The sequence below is a fragment of the Paraburkholderia phenazinium genome (assembly GCF_900141745.1).
Taxonomy (GTDB): domain Bacteria; phylum Pseudomonadota; class Gammaproteobacteria; order Burkholderiales; family Burkholderiaceae; genus Paraburkholderia; species Paraburkholderia phenazinium_B.
Window position 1 is genome coordinate 3,237,680 of record NZ_FSRM01000002.1, and the last position, 15,031, is coordinate 3,252,710.

At 59.6% G+C, this 15,031-nt stretch carries 15 protein-coding genes; 6 read left to right on the forward strand and 9 right to left on the reverse strand.

Annotated elements, in window-relative coordinates:
- Positions 1-27 precede the first annotated feature (27 nt).
- Positions 28-1,329, reverse strand: coding sequence for a citrate synthase (gene gltA / locus BUS06_RS34310; RefSeq protein WP_074268702.1), 1,302 nt, complete (start codon positions 1,327-1,329; stop codon positions 28-30).
- Between the two features lie 383 nt (positions 1,330-1,712).
- Between gltA and BUS06_RS34315 the strand changes: the two genes are divergently transcribed.
- Positions 1,713-2,114 carry a hypothetical protein gene (locus BUS06_RS34315; RefSeq protein ID WP_074268703.1) on the forward strand — a complete coding sequence of 134 codons (402 nt, stop codon included), beginning with the start codon at positions 1,713-1,715 and terminating at the stop codon, positions 2,112-2,114.
- Between the two features lie 38 nt (positions 2,115-2,152).
- Here the strand turns inward: BUS06_RS34315 and BUS06_RS34320 are convergent, their stop codons facing one another.
- The 3 genes from BUS06_RS34320 to BUS06_RS34330 all read right to left on the reverse strand — a co-directional run bounded on the left by BUS06_RS34320 (position 2,153) and on the right by BUS06_RS34330 (position 4,928).
- Positions 2,153-2,953: an alpha/beta fold hydrolase gene (locus tag BUS06_RS34320; RefSeq protein ID WP_074269481.1), complete on the reverse strand. Its 801-nt coding sequence runs from the start codon at positions 2,951-2,953 to the stop codon at positions 2,153-2,155.
- Positions 2,954-2,992: 39 nt separating this feature from the next.
- Complete coding sequence (locus tag BUS06_RS34325; protein WP_074268704.1) at positions 2,993-4,045, reverse strand: rod shape-determining protein; 1,053 nt, start codon at positions 4,043-4,045, stop codon at positions 2,993-2,995.
- Between the two features lie 214 nt (positions 4,046-4,259).
- Complete coding sequence (locus BUS06_RS34330) at positions 4,260-4,928, reverse strand: alpha/beta hydrolase (RefSeq protein ID WP_074268705.1); 669 nt, start codon at positions 4,926-4,928, stop codon at positions 4,260-4,262.
- 279 nt (positions 4,929-5,207) lie between these two features.
- Here BUS06_RS34330 and BUS06_RS34335 point away from each other — a divergent pair, with 279 nt between their 5' ends.
- The 3 genes from BUS06_RS34335 (at position 5,208) to BUS06_RS34345 (ending at position 8,843) form a co-directional block, all read left to right on the forward strand.
- The gene (locus BUS06_RS34335; RefSeq protein WP_074268706.1) at positions 5,208-6,785 is read left to right on the forward strand and encodes a DHA2 family efflux MFS transporter permease subunit; all 1,578 of its coding nucleotides are present in this window, start codon (positions 5,208-5,210) and stop codon (positions 6,783-6,785) included.
- A gap of 127 nt (positions 6,786-6,912) precedes the next feature.
- Entirely contained in the window at positions 6,913-7,827 is a 915-nt protein-coding gene (locus BUS06_RS34340) for a glutaminase (protein WP_074268707.1), read from the forward strand.
- Positions 7,828-8,057: 230 nt separating this feature from the next.
- Positions 8,058-8,843 (forward strand): class I SAM-dependent methyltransferase, encoded by a 786-nt coding sequence (locus BUS06_RS34345; RefSeq protein ID WP_074268708.1) that lies wholly within the window; start codon positions 8,058-8,060, stop codon positions 8,841-8,843.
- On the opposite strand, the gene BUS06_RS34350 is transcribed toward BUS06_RS34345, so the two are convergent.
- The gene (locus BUS06_RS34350; RefSeq protein ID WP_083611727.1) at positions 8,821-9,678 is read right to left on the reverse strand and encodes a DUF817 domain-containing protein; all 858 of its coding nucleotides are present in this window, start codon (positions 9,676-9,678) and stop codon (positions 8,821-8,823) included. The two genes, BUS06_RS34345 and BUS06_RS34350, sit on opposite strands and share 23 nt — an antisense overlap.
- A gap of 340 nt (positions 9,679-10,018) precedes the next feature.
- On the opposite strand from BUS06_RS34350, the gene BUS06_RS34355 reads away from it, so the two are divergent.
- Complete coding sequence (locus tag BUS06_RS34355; protein WP_083611728.1) at positions 10,019-11,062, forward strand: helix-turn-helix domain-containing protein; 1,044 nt, start codon at positions 10,019-10,021, stop codon at positions 11,060-11,062.
- Between the two features lie 5 nt (positions 11,063-11,067).
- On the opposite strand, the gene BUS06_RS34360 is transcribed toward BUS06_RS34355, so the two are convergent.
- Positions 11,068-11,733, reverse strand: a complete 666-nt coding sequence (locus BUS06_RS34360; protein WP_074268709.1) for an NAD(P)-dependent oxidoreductase — start codon at positions 11,731-11,733, stop codon at positions 11,068-11,070.
- A gap of 100 nt (positions 11,734-11,833) precedes the next feature.
- Here BUS06_RS34360 and BUS06_RS34365 point away from each other — a divergent pair, with 100 nt between their 5' ends.
- Positions 11,834-12,790 (forward strand): LysR family transcriptional regulator, encoded by a 957-nt coding sequence (locus tag BUS06_RS34365; protein WP_074268710.1) that lies wholly within the window; start codon positions 11,834-11,836, stop codon positions 12,788-12,790.
- Positions 12,791-12,889: 99 nt separating this feature from the next.
- On the opposite strand, the gene BUS06_RS34370 is transcribed toward BUS06_RS34365, so the two are convergent.
- The 3 genes from BUS06_RS34370 to BUS06_RS34380 all read right to left on the reverse strand — a co-directional run bounded on the left by BUS06_RS34370 (position 12,890) and on the right by BUS06_RS34380 (position 14,975).
- On the reverse strand, positions 12,890-13,321 hold the full coding sequence (locus BUS06_RS34370) for a hypothetical protein (protein WP_074268711.1): 432 nt from the start codon (positions 13,319-13,321) through the stop codon (positions 12,890-12,892).
- Positions 13,322-13,384: 63 nt separating this feature from the next.
- Positions 13,385-14,626, reverse strand: a complete 1,242-nt coding sequence (locus BUS06_RS34375; protein WP_217272846.1) for an MFS transporter — start codon at positions 14,624-14,626, stop codon at positions 13,385-13,387.
- Complete coding sequence (locus BUS06_RS34380; RefSeq protein ID WP_074268713.1) at positions 14,589-14,975, reverse strand: YybH family protein; 387 nt, start codon at positions 14,973-14,975, stop codon at positions 14,589-14,591. The genes BUS06_RS34375 and BUS06_RS34380 overlap by 38 nt, the downstream gene beginning before the upstream one ends.
- Positions 14,976-15,031: the final 56 nt, after the last annotated feature.

The following is a 15,031-nucleotide window of genomic DNA, read 5'->3' on the forward strand; positions in this document are numbered from 1 at the left end:
CGGCACTCAGGCCATGCCGGCGGTCAATCAGCGCTGCGCGATCGGCTTGGCTTCACGCGGCGTGGAGCCCACAAACAATTGACGCGGACGGCCAATCTTCTGCTCCGGATCCGCAATCATTTCGTTCCATTGTGCAATCCAGCCCACCGTACGTGCCATCGAGAAAATACAGGTGAACATCGCGGTCGGAATACCCAGTGCGCGCTGCACGATGCCCGAATAGAAATCGACGTTCGGGTACAGCTTGCGCGACACGAAGTACTCGTCTTCCAGCGCGATCTTCTCCAGCGCCATGGCCAGCTTGAACAGCGGGTCGTCGTGCAGGCCCAGTTCTTCCAGCACTTCGTGGCAGGTTTCGCGCATCAGCTTGGCACGCGGGTCGTAGTTCTTGTACACGCGGTGACCGAAGCCCATCAGCTTGACGCCCGAGTTCTTGTCCTTCACCTGCTTGATGAACTCAGGAATGTTGTCGACCGAGCCGATCTCTTCCAGCATGTTCAGCGCGGCTTCGTTCGCGCCACCGTGTGCCGGGCCCCACAGGCAGGCGATACCGGCTGCGATACATGCGAACGGATTCGCACCCGACGAACCGGCCAGACGCACCGTCGACGTGGACGCATTCTGTTCGTGATCCGCATGCAGGATCAGGATGCGATCGAGTGCGCGCACCAGCACGTCGTTGACCTTGTACTCCTCTGCCGGGTTCGCAAACATCATGCGCATGAAATTCGCGCTATACGACAGCTCGTTCTTGGGATACACGAACGGCTGGCCAACCGTGTATTTGTATGCCATCGCCACCAGCGTCGGCAGCTTGGCGATCATGCGAATCGCCGACACCTCACGATGCTGCGGATTGTTGATGTCGAGCGAGTCGTGATAGAACGCGGACAGTGCGCCGACAGCGGCCACCAGAATCGCCATCGGATGCGCGTCGCGACGGAAGCCGCGGAAGAAGAAGTGCATCTGCTCGTGCACCATCGTGTGCTTCGTGACGGTCTCGACGAACTCTTCCTTCTGCGCTGCATTCGGCAGTTCGCCGTTCAGCAGCAGATAGCAGGTTTCGAGAAAGTCCGCATTCTCCGCAAGGTTATCGATCGGGTAGCCGCGGTACAGCAACTCGCCTTTGTCGCCGTCGATATAAGTGATCGCCGAGTTGCACGCCGCCGTCGACATAAAGCCCGGGTCATACGTGAACTTGCCGGTCTGGCTGTACAGTTTGCGGATGTCGATTACGTCCGGGCCCAGCGTGCCCTTGTAGATCGGGAAATCGACGGTCTGGTCGCTGTCGGAAAACTTCAGCGTTGCGTGTGTCTTAGAGTCGTTCATCTACGTGTTCCTTTTTTGCTATCACATCGCACTCGTGCCGGACTACGAAGGTTCTAAAGCCGGCTCAGGCTTTGCATTTTACGGCCACCTCGTCCATTAATTGCGGCGATTGGCCACAACAATCCATCTCGACCTAAGCAACATTCGTTGCGAATCGTATTAAATCCAATTCATTCCTACGAATATTGGCCAGCTAGACTCAGCCAGCCAACTGAAAGATAGCGTAGTTATTGCAACAATGTTTTGCTCTGCCTAAGCAGCAGAAGCGCGCGCCGTCTGAGATACTCGTTGCGTGTGTTGCTTCCCCTGCAAAACACATCGCTGTCTTTGGCCCGCCGTTCGCGGCGGGCCTTTTTATCCAGTCTGAAGAACAGGATTACCAGATGAACGCATCGCTCGAAACGCTGTTTCCGGATCTCAACCACACCGAAGACAGCATCGTTACCGCGCTGAACCATCAGGACATCGTGGTGGCGTTGTCCGCAGCACTGAAGACGCAAAACGTCGCCGTGCTGCATATGCTTTATCCGCGTACCGACGCGCGCACGCACAGCAGCCTCGACGAACTTGTTTCCAGGCTCAATAGCCACGGCCTGCATAAGGTCGCCGGACTGGTGGCCAATGAAGCGCACTACCTGGTGTTCAAGGAGCCGGTCAAGGCGTGGAAAGCCTTCCAGGAAATCCGCAACGACTCGCTCGCGATCGGCGTGCATCTGTACTATCACGGTCTGGTCGGCGAAGCAGCCGAGCGCGCGCTCGACGCTGACGCGCATCGCAAGGCTTAATGCTGGATTAGCTGAACTGGCTGGCTGAATCAGCCGGTTCAGCGCTGTGAGGCGTCGCCGCCCACGCTGCGGATAAATTCGTCGATATAGCGATTGAACGCAGCAGGGTGCGCCAGATTCATCCCGTGCGATGCGCCGCGCACCGTCTCGCGCCGCGCATCCGGCAACCACGATGCGAGCGCAGTGGCGGTGCGTCTGAACATCTCGGGACTCTTCTCCCCGTCGATCAATAGCACGGGGCAGCGAACCTGCGCGGCATCTTCCGGCGTATAGGCCGGCAGCGGATCGCGGAACTGGCGCGCCAGGGTGTGGGCGTTGTCGATCGCCATCGTGCGGAATGCCAGCGTGCTTTTCGCCCAGAAGCCAGGACGGCTCACCGAATCGACGAACAGTTGCAGGCCCGCGTCCACATTGCCTTCTTCGATCAACTGAGCGGCCCGCGCCCGCAATGCATTGACCGTTTCCGGCAGGCTCGCAACAGGCCGCCCTGCAATCTGCAACGGCCCGCCCGGGTCGGCGAGCGTCACCGTGCGCGCATGCTGCGCGTGGCGCCGCGCAAAATGAAACACCACGCAGCCGCCGCGCGAATGCCCCACGACATGTGCCGGCCCAGAGCCCAGGCGCTCGATGAATTCGGCCAGTTCGTCTGCGTGATTGCTCCAGCTGAACGGCATGTCGGCCGGCGTATCCGTCACCGGCCAGTAATGAGTGAGGCTCACCGCTACGCAGCGGTAATGCTTCGCCAGTCCGTCGAGTTGTGGCTGCCAGTAGCGGTAGTCGCACAGCGAGCCGTGCACGAACAGCAGCAGTTCGCCCTCGCCTGCTTCGACGTAGGGCATGCGCAAGCCATTGGAGAGCTCGATATCGCCCGTCACGCGTTATTCGTAGACGAGTTCGTCCAGCAGGCCGGCTTCCGCTGCCGTCCCCGCACCGCGCACCGCGCATGTCAGCGGTTCATCGGCGATACGCACGCCGAGTCCGAGTTCGGCGGTCAGACGACGTCCCAGGTTGGCGAGCAGCGCGCCGCCGCCGGTCAGTACGATGCCCGAGCTGGCGATATCGGTTACCAGTTCGGCCGGCGCGCATTCGAGCGCCGTTTTCACGGCGCCGATCACCTGGCGCAACGGCCCTTCGATGGCATCGGCGATATCGTGGTTGTTCAGTTCGACCGTGCGCGGCAGGCCGTCGTCGACGCTGCGTCCGGTGGCGTTCATGCGCTCCATCGGCACGTCGCGCATGGCAGAGCCAATGGTCTTTTTCACGTGTTCCGCGGTCTGCTCGCCGAGCAGCACCCCATACAGCGAGCGCACGTAGTTGATGATAGCCACGTCGAACTGGTCGCCGCCGACGCGAACCGAGCCGTTATAGGCCATGCCGCCAAGCGCGATCACCCCGACTTCCGTCGTGCCGCCGCCGATATCGACCACCATCGAGCCAGTTGCCGACGATACCGGCAAGCCCGCGCCGACTGCCGAAGCCAGCGATTCGCCGATCAGGCTCACTTTCCAGGCCCCCGCCGCCACGGCGGCTTCCTTGATGGCGCGACGCTCGACCTGGGTTGCCCCGGCCGGTACGCAGATCGTGAATGCAGCACGGCGGCCGAACAGCGGTCTGGGCCGGGCCATCTCCACGAACTGGCGAATCATGTGTTCCGCGGCGGAAAAGTTGGCGATCACGCCGTGGCGCATCGGCCGTACCGTCTCGAGATTGTTGGGCGCGCGGCCGAGCAGTTGTCTGGCCTGGGCGCCCACTGCCGCCACCCGCTTCTGGCCGGCTTCGGGCTGCTTCTGGAAGCACACCACCGACGGCTGATTGAGGACGATGCCGCCGTCGTCGGTGTAGATCAGGGTATTAGCCGTGCCGAGGTCGACCGCCACGGTGTGACGGAACAGTCCCCTGAACAGTGAATGATGCGGCTTCGGTCTGGCCATATGAAGGCTCTGCGTTTGTCGTTATCGCCCTTGCAGGCGCTGCGATGAATCCCCGTTGTACCGCACCAAGCCCACCCAACACCCCCGCGGGTGCAGCAAGATCTTTATGCAGCGCGCGTGATTTTCGCGCTATTGAACCATTAACGGCAAGTAGAACAAATTCTTTAGGCTTACTTTATTTTCCATTTCATTTCGGACCGAGTTTCGCCCTGTTTCAAGGGGCCTTTGCTCCCAGTGCACGGACGAGCGCATCGCGTCCCAGTACCAATCCTTCGCCCGAAATCGTATGACCAATGCCGGGCAACGCAAATGCGCCGACCGCATAGCCGGCATCGCTGAACGCATGGGCCGCGCGCTCGAGTTCGAGGACTGGGATCACCGCATCTTCGACTCCGTGCACCAGCGTCAGCGGCGTGCGCGCCTGCGTGGTGATGCGGGAAGCAAGGCGTCCTGAATACGCTACGACGGCAGCGGGCGCGTCGTCGCTCGTCGCCGCGTGATGAAGCGCCATCATCGAGCCTTGCGAGAAACCCACCAGCGCAAGCTTTTCGAAAGGAAGCTGCCAATACTGCAACTCGCTTTCGAGCATGCGCCGTAGCGGCGGGTAGGCATCCGCCACGCGGCCAATGCGGTTAGCCTCGTTTACGTCGCGCAGGCTGAACCATTGGCGGCCACCAAAGCCGCCGTCGAAGCGTTCACTACCGTCGAGCGAGGTAAAGGCGACATCGGGAAATGTCTCGCTCCAGCTATCGGCGAGCGGAAGGAGGTCTTGCGCGTTGCTGCCGACGCCATGCAGCAGAACCACCAGCGCGCGAGCCGGCGCATCAGCCGGCGGGACGGCAGGCGCGAGGCGCCAGCCATGTTCGAATTCTTCCCAGGCCATATCAGACTCCCTTTGCTTTCTGTCTTTTGCTTCGATGCACATCAACGAACGACCCGACGCCGTTTGCGCGACGCCGGGCAAATCACAGCCGCGAGCATACGCTTTCGTGATTTTTTTTGCCGCCTTTGGCGAGCCCTGGCCAGCATGCGCTGTGCACGTCGACAACCCTACTTGAGGAATGCAGGTATGCTTTTGACAGCCATTGGGCCAGCGGTGAGCCGCCTGCCGTCCAGCAAGCCGGCATCCCGCATCGCTTAAGACACCGCTCCGGAGAATCGATTGAGCCAGCCCGCACCTGCGCCCGCATCGGCCCCGCCGCCGCCTCCACCGCCGCTTAAAGGCGGCCAGCTCGTACTCGCGACAATCGCCGTTGCGCTCGCCACTTTCATGAACGTGCTCGACACGTCGATCGCGAACGTCGCCATTCCGACCATTTCAGGTAACCTGGGCGTCTCGGTGGACGAAGGCACTTGGGTCATTACTGTGTTCGCCGCCGCCAACGCGGTGTCGATTCCGCTGACCGGCTGGCTCACGCAGCGCATCGGCCAGGTCAAGCTGTTCGTCGGCGCAATTCTGATGTTCGTGCTGTCGTCGTGGCTGTGCGGCATCGCACCCACGTTGCCCATCCTGTTGCTCGCGCGGGTCTTGCAAGGCGCGGTGGCTGGTCCGCTGATTCCGCTGTCGCAGGCCATTCTGCTCGGCTCGTATCCGAAGGAGAAGTCGTCGACAGCGCTCGCCCTGTGGGCCATGACCGCAACGGTCGGCCCGATTGCCGGACCGGCGCTCGGCGGCTGGATCACGGATAGCTATAGCTGGTCGTGGATTTTCTACATCAATATCCCGGTGGGCATCTTCGCGGCCGGAGTCACGTGGATGATCTACCGCACCCGCGAAACGCCCACCCGCAAACCGCCTATCGACGTGGTGGGGCTCGGCCTGCTGATCACCTGGGTCGCTTCGCTGCAGGTGATGCTCGACAAGGGCAAAGACCTCGACTGGTTCTCGTCGCCGGTGATCGTCATTCTCGGCATCACGGCGCTGGTCAGCTTTGCGTTCTTCCTCGTGTGGGAGCTCACCGAAGAAAACCCGATCGTCGATCTGCGTCTGTTCACGCAGCGCAACTTCCTGGGCGGGACGATTGCAATCTCCGTGGCTTATGGCGTGTTCTTCGGCAACCTCGTGCTGCTGCCGCAATGGATGCAGGAGTACCTGAATTACCGGTCAGTGGACGCCGGTCTTGTGACCGCGCCGCTCGGCATATTCGCGGTGCTTCTCGCGCCGGTGATGGGCCGTGTGCTGCCGCGCTCGGACGCGCGCATTATCGCGACGCTCGCCTTTATCGGCTTTGCGATCGTGTTTTACATGCGCTCAAAATACGTGATTGAGATCGACACGTGGCATCTGGTGCTGCCGACGCTGCTGCAAGGCATTCCGATGGCGTTGTTCTTCGTGCCGCTGACGGCAATTATTCTGTCCGGGCAACCGCCTCAGAAGATTCCGGCGGCAGCAGGTTTATCGAATTTTGCGCGGGTGTTTTGCGGCGCGGTGGGTACGTCGATCGCGGGCAATGAGTGGAATAATCGCACCGTGCTTCACCATGCCAGGTTGACGGAGCAGGCCACCATCGATAATCCGCTGTTCAACCAGCAGATCAACTCGACCCAGTCGCTACTGCATCTGAATACGCAATCGTCGAACGCCCTGTTCGATTTCACTGTGAATACGCAGGCGGCCATGATGGGGCTGAACGATATTTTCTTTATCTCCGCGATCATTTTTATTTTGATCATTCCGCTGATCTGGATTACCCGGCCTGCCAAGGGCGGCGGTGGTCCGGGTGCGGCTGGGGCACACTGAGCGCGGGCGCTGGGTGTATTGATCGCGTGGGGCGCGTTGGGCGTGGGCAGGCAGTGGGGATGGCGGCCGATTTACCATTTGCAGCGGCTTGCCAGTAAAATCCCGGCGTCCACGCTCGCCCTCGCTTATGAACTACCAAGGCATCCTCGAACAGATCCACCACGATCTGCAGCCCTACCTGGGTACCGGTCGCGTTGCCGACTATATTCCCGAGCTGGCCAGGGTTCCAGCCAACAGCTTCGGCATGGCCATTGTCACGAACGCCGGTGAGGTGTTCCGGACCGGCGAGGCCGACACCCGCTTTTCCATCCAGAGTATCTCCAAGCTATTCGCCTGCACGATGGCGTTTCGGCTGCTCGGCGATGCACTATGGCAGCGCGTTGGGCGCGAGCCGTCAGGGACGCCGTTCAATTCGCTGGTGCAACTCGAAGCGGAGCAAGGCAAGCCGCGCAATCCGTTTATCAACGCTGGCGCGCTGGTGGTCACCGATGTGCTGTGCCGACGGTTCGTGCAGGCGGAAACCGCGCTGGTAGAGTTCATGCGGCGGCTGACCGGCGAAGTGACGATCGACTACGATTTGCGCGTGGCGCAATCGGAGCTGCAAAACGCCGATCGGAACCAGGCTATGGCGCATTTCATGGCCAGCTTTGGCAACATGGAAATGCCGGTCCACTCGGTGGTGGATGCGTATTGCCGGCAATGCGCGATCTCGATGAGTTGCGTCGAGCTGGCGAAGGCGGCGCTGTTTCTGAGCAATGGCGGTGTCGTGCCGGCGACCGGTGAGCGGATTCTTGACAGCAGTTCGGCTAAGCGCCTGTCGGCGCTGATGTTGACCTGCGGTACCTATGATGCGGCGGGGGATTTTGTCTATCGCGTGGGACTGCCGGCCAAGAGCGGGGTTGGTGGAGGAATTGTCGCCGTGCTGCCGGGCGAAATGGCGGTTTGCGTCTGGTCGCCAGGGCTGGATAGCAATGGGAATTCGTTGGCGGGGGTGAAGTCACTGGAATGGCTAACCACACTTACCGGACAGTCGATCTTTTAATAGCGCCGGGGCAGGTAATTTTGGCGGCGTAAAAGAGCGCGACTCTGTCCGCAGCGGACAGAGTTGGCCCAACTATAATACGAAATCGCCCATTTTCTCCAGCTGGCTCAGGCGGCAAACAGGCATCTTTCCGACAGATGCTCCGATTCGCTCGAAAACCCGAAGCATCGAAAGTCACCGAACAAGGCATAAACGCTGGCAACTCGGGGACATCGCACAGGAGAAGAGTTATGCCCGATAATGCACTTCCCTCATCCAGCGGAAAACCCGGTGCGGAGTATGGAAAATCATACCGCGAATGGAAAAATTGGGAAGTCAGTAACTTTGGCAGATTAGGAAAATCAGAAAGCTGCTACTTCGATGCGGAAATAAAAAAGGCGAATATTAAAACCGACAGAAAGATACGCACGCTAGAGATTGGCTTTGGTAACGGCAGCTTTCTCACCTACGCCAGAAAAAAGCAATGGGATATCGTCGGCACGGAAATCAACAAGGATCTGGTTGAAGCCGCCAGGCGTCTCAATTTTGATTGCATCTGCACAGCCGATCTGAGCGCATTTCCAGACGATACTTTCGATCTGGTAGTGGCTTTCGACGTTCTCGAACATGTTAGTCAGGAAAATCTTCTGACCTTTCTAAGAGAAGCAAAAAGAATACTGAAAGACGGTGGAACTTTCATCGCCCGATTTCCAAATGGAGACTCACCATTCGGATTGTTCAATCAGAATAGTGACATGACTCATATAACGGTAATTGGAAGTGGCAAGGTAAAATATCTTGCCAACGAATTGGGTGTGGAACTCGTGTTTGTTGGCGGGGAGGCTCAGCCGTTAATTACCGGCACTCTGCGACGAACGATACATGGACTATTTTCCATACCCATTAAAAAAATAATAAACCTGTTTGTCAGTCTTGTTTTTTTCCAGGGAGGCGCCATCGCCTTCTGCTCGTTGAATCTTGTCATGATTTTTCGCACCAGAAAATCCAGCTCCATCACAGCTTCCGGGGGCGATTGATCAATGTCACCATCACGTAACTCATGATGGTCAGCATGAACCATGAACCCAGTTTTCCCACGGACACCATCGCCCACCCATGCATCTGGCCTGGATACAACCAGGCGTGACTGAACGTGCCGATGTTTTCTGCCAGCCAGATGAACGTGGCGATAAGCACGAAACCGAGCAATAACGGCATCCGGTGGTAGCTTCGACCAATCAGAAAGAACACGGTACAGCGGCGAAAGGCAATCGCGACGCATGCCATCAACAGGTATCGAACGTCAGGCAGATAATGGTGGGCAAAGAAGTTGACATAGATCGCGACGGACAACGCGCCCGTCACCGCCAGCGAAGGATGATGGGAGAACCGCAGGTCGAATCCCCTGCATGCCCGGGTGATATAGCTCCCAACGGATGCATACATAAAGCCGGTGAACAACGGCACACCGCCAATCCTTAGGTACGCGAACTCGGGATATATCCACGATCCGACAGCCGTCTTGAACAGTTCCATGCCTGTTCCGGCGATGTGGAAGAGCAGGATTACGACAACTTCGTCCCACTCTTCAAGGCGGAATGCGATAAGAAGCGCCTGAATCAGAACGGCTGCAATTGTGAGCGCATCGTACCGAGGGAGCGCCGCATCCGCTGGATACCAGAAATGACTGCCGACCAACAGCGCGACCATAAGACCGCCAAAGAGGCAGACCCATGCCTGTTTGATTCCAAACGCGGCAAGGAGGCGGAACGCGGAGCCGATACGGCTTCGTTCATCGTTGCCAGAAAGAAGACCGCTTACAACCCGTTCGACCCACGCATTGGGACTCTCCGATGCCGCCTGTAATTGCATTTGCGATGTCGATGAAAGATTGATGTGTAAGTTTGCCAATCGGCACTGTTGCTATCGCAAATGACCGGCGCACCAATTTCTGCGACAGGATTGTCGACGATAAAACCGAAGAAGTCGAATGTCGCGATCAAGGGCACCGTGCGATTTATCGTAGGTGGCCTTTGAGGAGGGAACACCTGCCGAGGTGAATTCAACAGGTCGAGGCTACGAGTTGTAAAATCGCTCGGAGCCCCGGGAGGCCGCCAGTGGTCTATGCCAACGGGCGCCGCGTCCAGGTGACGTTCGGCCGGCTCACCGCAGAACCGCCCTGCCAGACCATCCGATCCACCGAATCCTCGCCATGCCCGCCGTCAAGACACACTTCCAGGATCTGCCCATCGTCCTGGATCCGGCCCAGCGGCTCGAAATCGCGCACCAGCATTTCGACGTTTGCGCGCTGCCCGTCCAGCAGCAGTTGCTGGCGTGGTGCGACCGTATGATTGGGGTGGTCAACCTCCTGACGACGCGCGACGAACGCAGGCAGCCGTTTCGCGGCTGGATCGACCGCTATGCCGTGGGCGAATTCCTGTTCGCCGACTGCCACACCGACCGCATCACGCAAGACCGGACGATCGCGCGCATCTCCCAGGACAACGCGCGCAGCATCGTCTTCCACGTGTTTTTCGACACTGCGCCCGGCAACGAGCTCATATACCCCGGCAAACGCACAGGCACGGCGCTCGAGGGCGGCATCTTCGCCGTCGATCTCAATCAGCCCGTGCAGTTCAAGCGCGCGCCCTGCCGGCACGTCACGATTTTTCTGCCGGGCACGCTGCTATGTAATGTGTTCCCAGACCCATCGGTCCTGCACGGACGCACACTCTCGCCACACTTGCCCGTAGTGCGTTATCTCACGGGCCGCGTCCTGTCGCTTGCTGCTCACGTCCGCCACATGGCGCCTTGGGATGCTCACCGGATCCTGCGCGAGATCGTGCTGCTGATCGCGGACGCGTTCGGCGAGCAGGCGGGGCTGAAGGGCGGCAAGCCCGCGCTCGCCCGGGCAATGGCGTTCGACCAGGCACGCCGCTACGTGCATCGGAATCTGCACGACGGCGATCTTTCGCCCGATGGCGTCGTGGAGTCGCTCGGCCTCTCACGACGCGCGGTCTATCGCCTCTTTGAGCACGAAGGAGGGCTTGGCGCCTATATCCGGCATGTGCGCCTGCGCGCCGCCGCCGACGAGCTCGTCGCATGGCCGGGCGTCCCAGTGCAGGACATCGCCTATGCTCACGGCTTTCGGAGCGCGTCGGACTTCACCAGAGCGTTTCGGCGTGCTTACGGCCTCGCGCCACAGGACATCCGGCAGTACCGCGACGACATGGGCGCATCGCCGAAGCGGTCTTGACGCGGTTAGCCGGCCGCCTTGCGCGCAGCTGTGAATCGCGCCTTGATATGACGAGGCGTTTCAAGCTCGTCGACGACCGCCACGGCGAGATCGGCTACCGAAATACCGGCCGGTTTGTCGCCATCCATCAGCAGTTGCTCTCCGCCAAGACGGTAGGTACCGGTCCGCTCGCCCTCTTCGAGGAATGCTGGCGGGCTCACAAATGTCCAGTCCAGAGCCGTGTTGCTGCGCATCGAATTCAACGCGTCCCGAGCCGCCCTCGCGCCAGGTACGATGTTCGGCGGGACATGTGCGATGAAGGAATCGGTGTCGACAAGCTGGACGCCCGGTGCAACAAAAAGGCTACCCGCGCCACCGATGACCACAAGACGCCGCACGCCGCTGGCTTCTACTCCGCGAACAATCGCTTCGCTCCCACGGAGGAAGTTATCGAATAGTTCGGGGTCGTTCCAGCCTGGGTTGAAAGCCGACACGACGGCATCGTGATCGCGCACGGCGTTTGCGACCGACTCCGGCGAATAGGCGTCGCCGGTCACGACATTGAGGCCCGGTTGTGACGCAACGCCCCCATTCTTTCGAACCATCACCGTGACCTCATGCCCACGGTGAAGCAATTCCTTCTGCAGATGCTTGCCGACGAAGCCGGACGAGCCAATCAACGCAACTTTCATGATCCCTCCCACGATAAAAGCATGAGGAGTTATGCTACCGGTCAATTTTCGACTTTAAAATACAGCGCAAACTACGATATCTTTTAAGCTGAGCTACAAAATGCAAGATCTACGTCAGTTGGTGGTCTTCGCGGAGACGGTCTCACGCGGCTCGATGAGTGCAGCGGCGAAGCGGCTGGGGATGACGCCTTCGGCGGTAAGCCAGACCATCAAGGCGCTGGAACGGCAGTCTGCGGTCACCCTGCTGCATCGTTCCACGCGCAAACTGACACTCACTGAAGACGGCAAACAGTGCTATTTCCATTGCCTGCAACTGATGGCGTCATGGAAGGCCGCAACCGATTCATTAACGCAGGCTCGGGATGCGCCAACCGGGGAGTTACGTATTGCCGCGCCATTGGGCCTTGGACCTCGGATCGCACCAGCGCTGGCGTCGGTCCTTTCCACCTGGCCGCAACTACGCCTGCGCCTGCTGGTGAGCGACGAGATGGTCGATCTGATCGATGCGCGAGTCGATCTCGCCATCCGGATAGGCACCATGGCCGACTCCGGGTGGACCGCCCAGAAGCTATGCGACCTCGAAACCATCATGTGTGCCTCTCCGGCCTATCTGGCGCGCAACGGCACGCCTGACAGTCCACAGGACTTAAGCGACCATCAATGGATAGCCCTTGAGCGGCAGGTCGACGCTGCCCGGTCCGTCGACTCTTCGGATGGTGCAACGCCGGTCATACCGGTGACGCTCTTTGGCGAGAGGCGGATGAAACAGACGGTGCACGTTGGCGTGCGCGTCGTCAGTACGACGCAACCTGCGATTCAACAGATGTGTGAGGAGGGGCTCGGGATAGCGCGCCTTTCGTATATCGAGGTACTCAACTCGCTCAAGCATCACAGTCTGGTGCATGTTCTGCCGAAGTGGACGTTTCCGGCACTCCCTGTGACACTCGTGACACCGCGCAAGGACGGCCAGCCCGCCAAGGTACGGGCCGCTGTAGACGCGTTACGGTCGTACTTCCGGGACCTCCCTACCGTTCACTCATCCACGTCCACGGATTGATCTCACGTCAGAAAAGGCGCGATTCGACGTGTTGGCACCCCCTCGCCTACAGCGGACCTTCAACTTCTCGCGAACGGGTGATTCGATCTGTGTGCGTGATCAGTGGTACGTCGTCGTCGAAGACTGCAGCTTCGTCAGCACTCCTTGCTTGAATCGAAACCAGCCTTGTGGGCCTTGCATCACGACTTCGTCGCCTTGCCAGAAAACGCGCTTAACCATCATGCGCATGGTCAGGCGCTCCACCAGTGGCGGATGGTGGCGAAAGTCGTACAGCACCGGCCCGGAATCGGTCTGCACAAGCATTCGCGCGACGGCGTCATTTGCGCCGCCGATGTCATCGAAATGCGTGAGCGTATTCGCGCCGAAGCGATCGAAAATGCCGTTGTCGACGGTTGCCACGAAACCGCGATCGACGCGCTCAAATTGCAGTTCGCCTGAGGGTGTAACAAGTGGGCCGGACGCGTTGCTTTGCGCATGAACACAAGTCGCGAAGGAGGCGGCTGCGAGCGCGGTGAGGAACAGTCGTTTCATGTTGCCTTTCAGATTCAGCGGCTTCTCCGACCAGGGAAAGGCGCGCGAAGAGACTCGTCGAAATCAATACACCTTGAAGCTTTCAGTGCGTGCCATCAATGCCAGTCCGATAACGGCAATGCCGGCGAAGAGCGCTGGCAGCAGGAAGACATTAGGAATACCCAGGAATGCCACTCCGAAACCGCCCGCGACGCCTCCTAACGCCGAGGCGAGAGCCGTCGAACTCATGAAGATTGCCGACGCCGTCGCTACCGCGCTGGGAAGCAGGCGTTGCGCGACGATGATGCCCAGAACCATAAATATGCCCCAGACACCGCCCATGAGGATCTGTCCGGCGAACATGCCCGCTGCAGACGGCCAGAGCGCAAAGCAAAAATTGGCAAGCACCGCCATGGCGGCCGCGATACACATCAGCCACACGTTGCCAAGCTTGCGGCCCAGGCCGATGCTGAAGGGCATGATCAGCAGTTCGATGAACGGCTGTATTCCGATGACCGCGCCCCGTACCGCCGGACTCAGCTTGAGGTGCTCTTCCATGTAAATCAGCAGGAATCCGTACTTCACTGGCTCCCCCGCGTAGACCAACACGAAGAGTCCTGTGAACGTCAGCAGTGGAAGCATGGCACGTAGGCTGGAGTGCCGCGCGGGCTCACTCGCCGGCTCCGGTTTGAGCTTGACGGGTGGATTCAGCGTTCCGAGAGGTACGATCTGTAACAGCGTACAGATGGCGGTCATCCAGAGCATGGGGCGCAGGCCGTAGGCAGCCGCCACCCACGATCCCAGGACAGGCCCGACGATCCATCCGCCGGTAAGCGCCATACGGACGACGGCAACGACACTCTCATTTTCGTCGCCGGGCTTATCAGTGAGTTCATCGTGAACGGCCGCAAAAATTTGCGAGGCGGTAGCACCGGAAACGGCCAGCAAAGCAATGGCGATGACGAAGGGCATCCAGACCGAAGTGGAGAGGGCTAACCCCGCCCAGCCCAGAAAGCCCGCCACAGCACACAGGCGAAAAAGACCGAGGCGATTCCCGGTTCGATCGGAATAACGGCCGACGAGATACCCCGTGACTGGCGCCGCAAGGCTGGTCATGTAATAAAGTCCCGCCAGCGGCAGCGAGGCGCCGAGTTCCTTCACCAGAAACAGAACGATCTGTGGTGCGGCCGCCGATGTGCCGAGCCCCGAGAGAAACATCGCAATCGTTGCGCCGAAGAGAAGCCTCGACACTGCAACTTGACGCAATGCAGATTGACTGCCGCTTTGGTCAGACATCGTGAGACGGCCGGGTTGCAGACGGTCCAAGGTGCTCCTGAATGATTTGCCACCCATCTCCGACACGTACGACGACCGTAGTGCCTCGGCCCGTTCCCGAGGCTGGCTGGCCCTCGATCAGTCCACTCCACTCGAAGCCATATGTGCAGGCAGCGCTGTCGTCGTGGACATAAGTCCAAACGAGATCCTTAATAACGTAGCGCTCGCCCTGTATGAGATCGAAGGTCGCTCTGATGGCACCTTCGATTTCCGCCTTTCCGAAGTAAGTCCCTTCACTGAAAATGAAACACGCGTCTTCGTGAATCAACGGTGCGACTGCCTCCCAGCGGTGAGTCGCTAACGCATCTTTGTATGCTGCGAGCAATGTCTTGTGGTCCATGTAATTTCTTTAGCGCCGGCACATCCATGCTCTCGACGATCCAGTTATCCGCGTGG

Excerpts from the sequence above, each read along its gene's own strand:
- gltA (WP_074268702.1), bottom strand. The coding sequence starts at position 1,329 with ATGAACGACTCTAAGACACACGCAACGCTGAAGTTTTCCGACAGCGAC.
- BUS06_RS34315 (WP_074268703.1), top strand. The coding sequence starts at position 1,713 with ATGAACGCATCGCTCGAAACGCTGTTTCCGGATCTCAACCACACCGAA.
- BUS06_RS34320 (WP_074269481.1), bottom strand. The coding sequence starts at position 2,953 with ATGCCCTACGTCGAAGCAGGCGAGGGCGAACTGCTGCTGTTCGTGCAC.
- BUS06_RS34325 (WP_074268704.1), bottom strand. The coding sequence starts at position 4,045 with ATGGCCAGACCGAAGCCGCATCATTCACTGTTCAGGGGACTGTTCCGT.
- BUS06_RS34330 (WP_074268705.1), bottom strand. The coding sequence starts at position 4,928 with ATGGCCTGGGAAGAATTCGAACATGGCTGGCGCCTCGCGCCTGCCGTC.
- BUS06_RS34340 (WP_074268707.1), top strand. The coding sequence starts at position 6,913 with ATGAACTACCAAGGCATCCTCGAACAGATCCACCACGATCTGCAGCCC.
- BUS06_RS34345 (WP_074268708.1), top strand. The coding sequence starts at position 8,058 with ATGCCCGATAATGCACTTCCCTCATCCAGCGGAAAACCCGGTGCGGAG.
- BUS06_RS34350 (WP_083611727.1), bottom strand. The coding sequence starts at position 9,678 with ATGCAATTACAGGCGGCATCGGAGAGTCCCAATGCGTGGGTCGAACGG.
- BUS06_RS34355 (WP_083611728.1), top strand. The coding sequence starts at position 10,019 with ATGCCCGCCGTCAAGACACACTTCCAGGATCTGCCCATCGTCCTGGAT.
- BUS06_RS34360 (WP_074268709.1), bottom strand. The coding sequence starts at position 11,733 with ATGAAAGTTGCGTTGATTGGCTCGTCCGGCTTCGTCGGCAAGCATCTG.
- BUS06_RS34365 (WP_074268710.1), top strand. The coding sequence starts at position 11,834 with ATGCAAGATCTACGTCAGTTGGTGGTCTTCGCGGAGACGGTCTCACGC.
- BUS06_RS34370 (WP_074268711.1), bottom strand. The coding sequence starts at position 13,321 with ATGAAACGACTGTTCCTCACCGCGCTCGCAGCCGCCTCCTTCGCGACT.
- BUS06_RS34380 (WP_074268713.1), bottom strand. The coding sequence starts at position 14,975 with ATGGACCACAAGACATTGCTCGCAGCATACAAAGATGCGTTAGCGACT.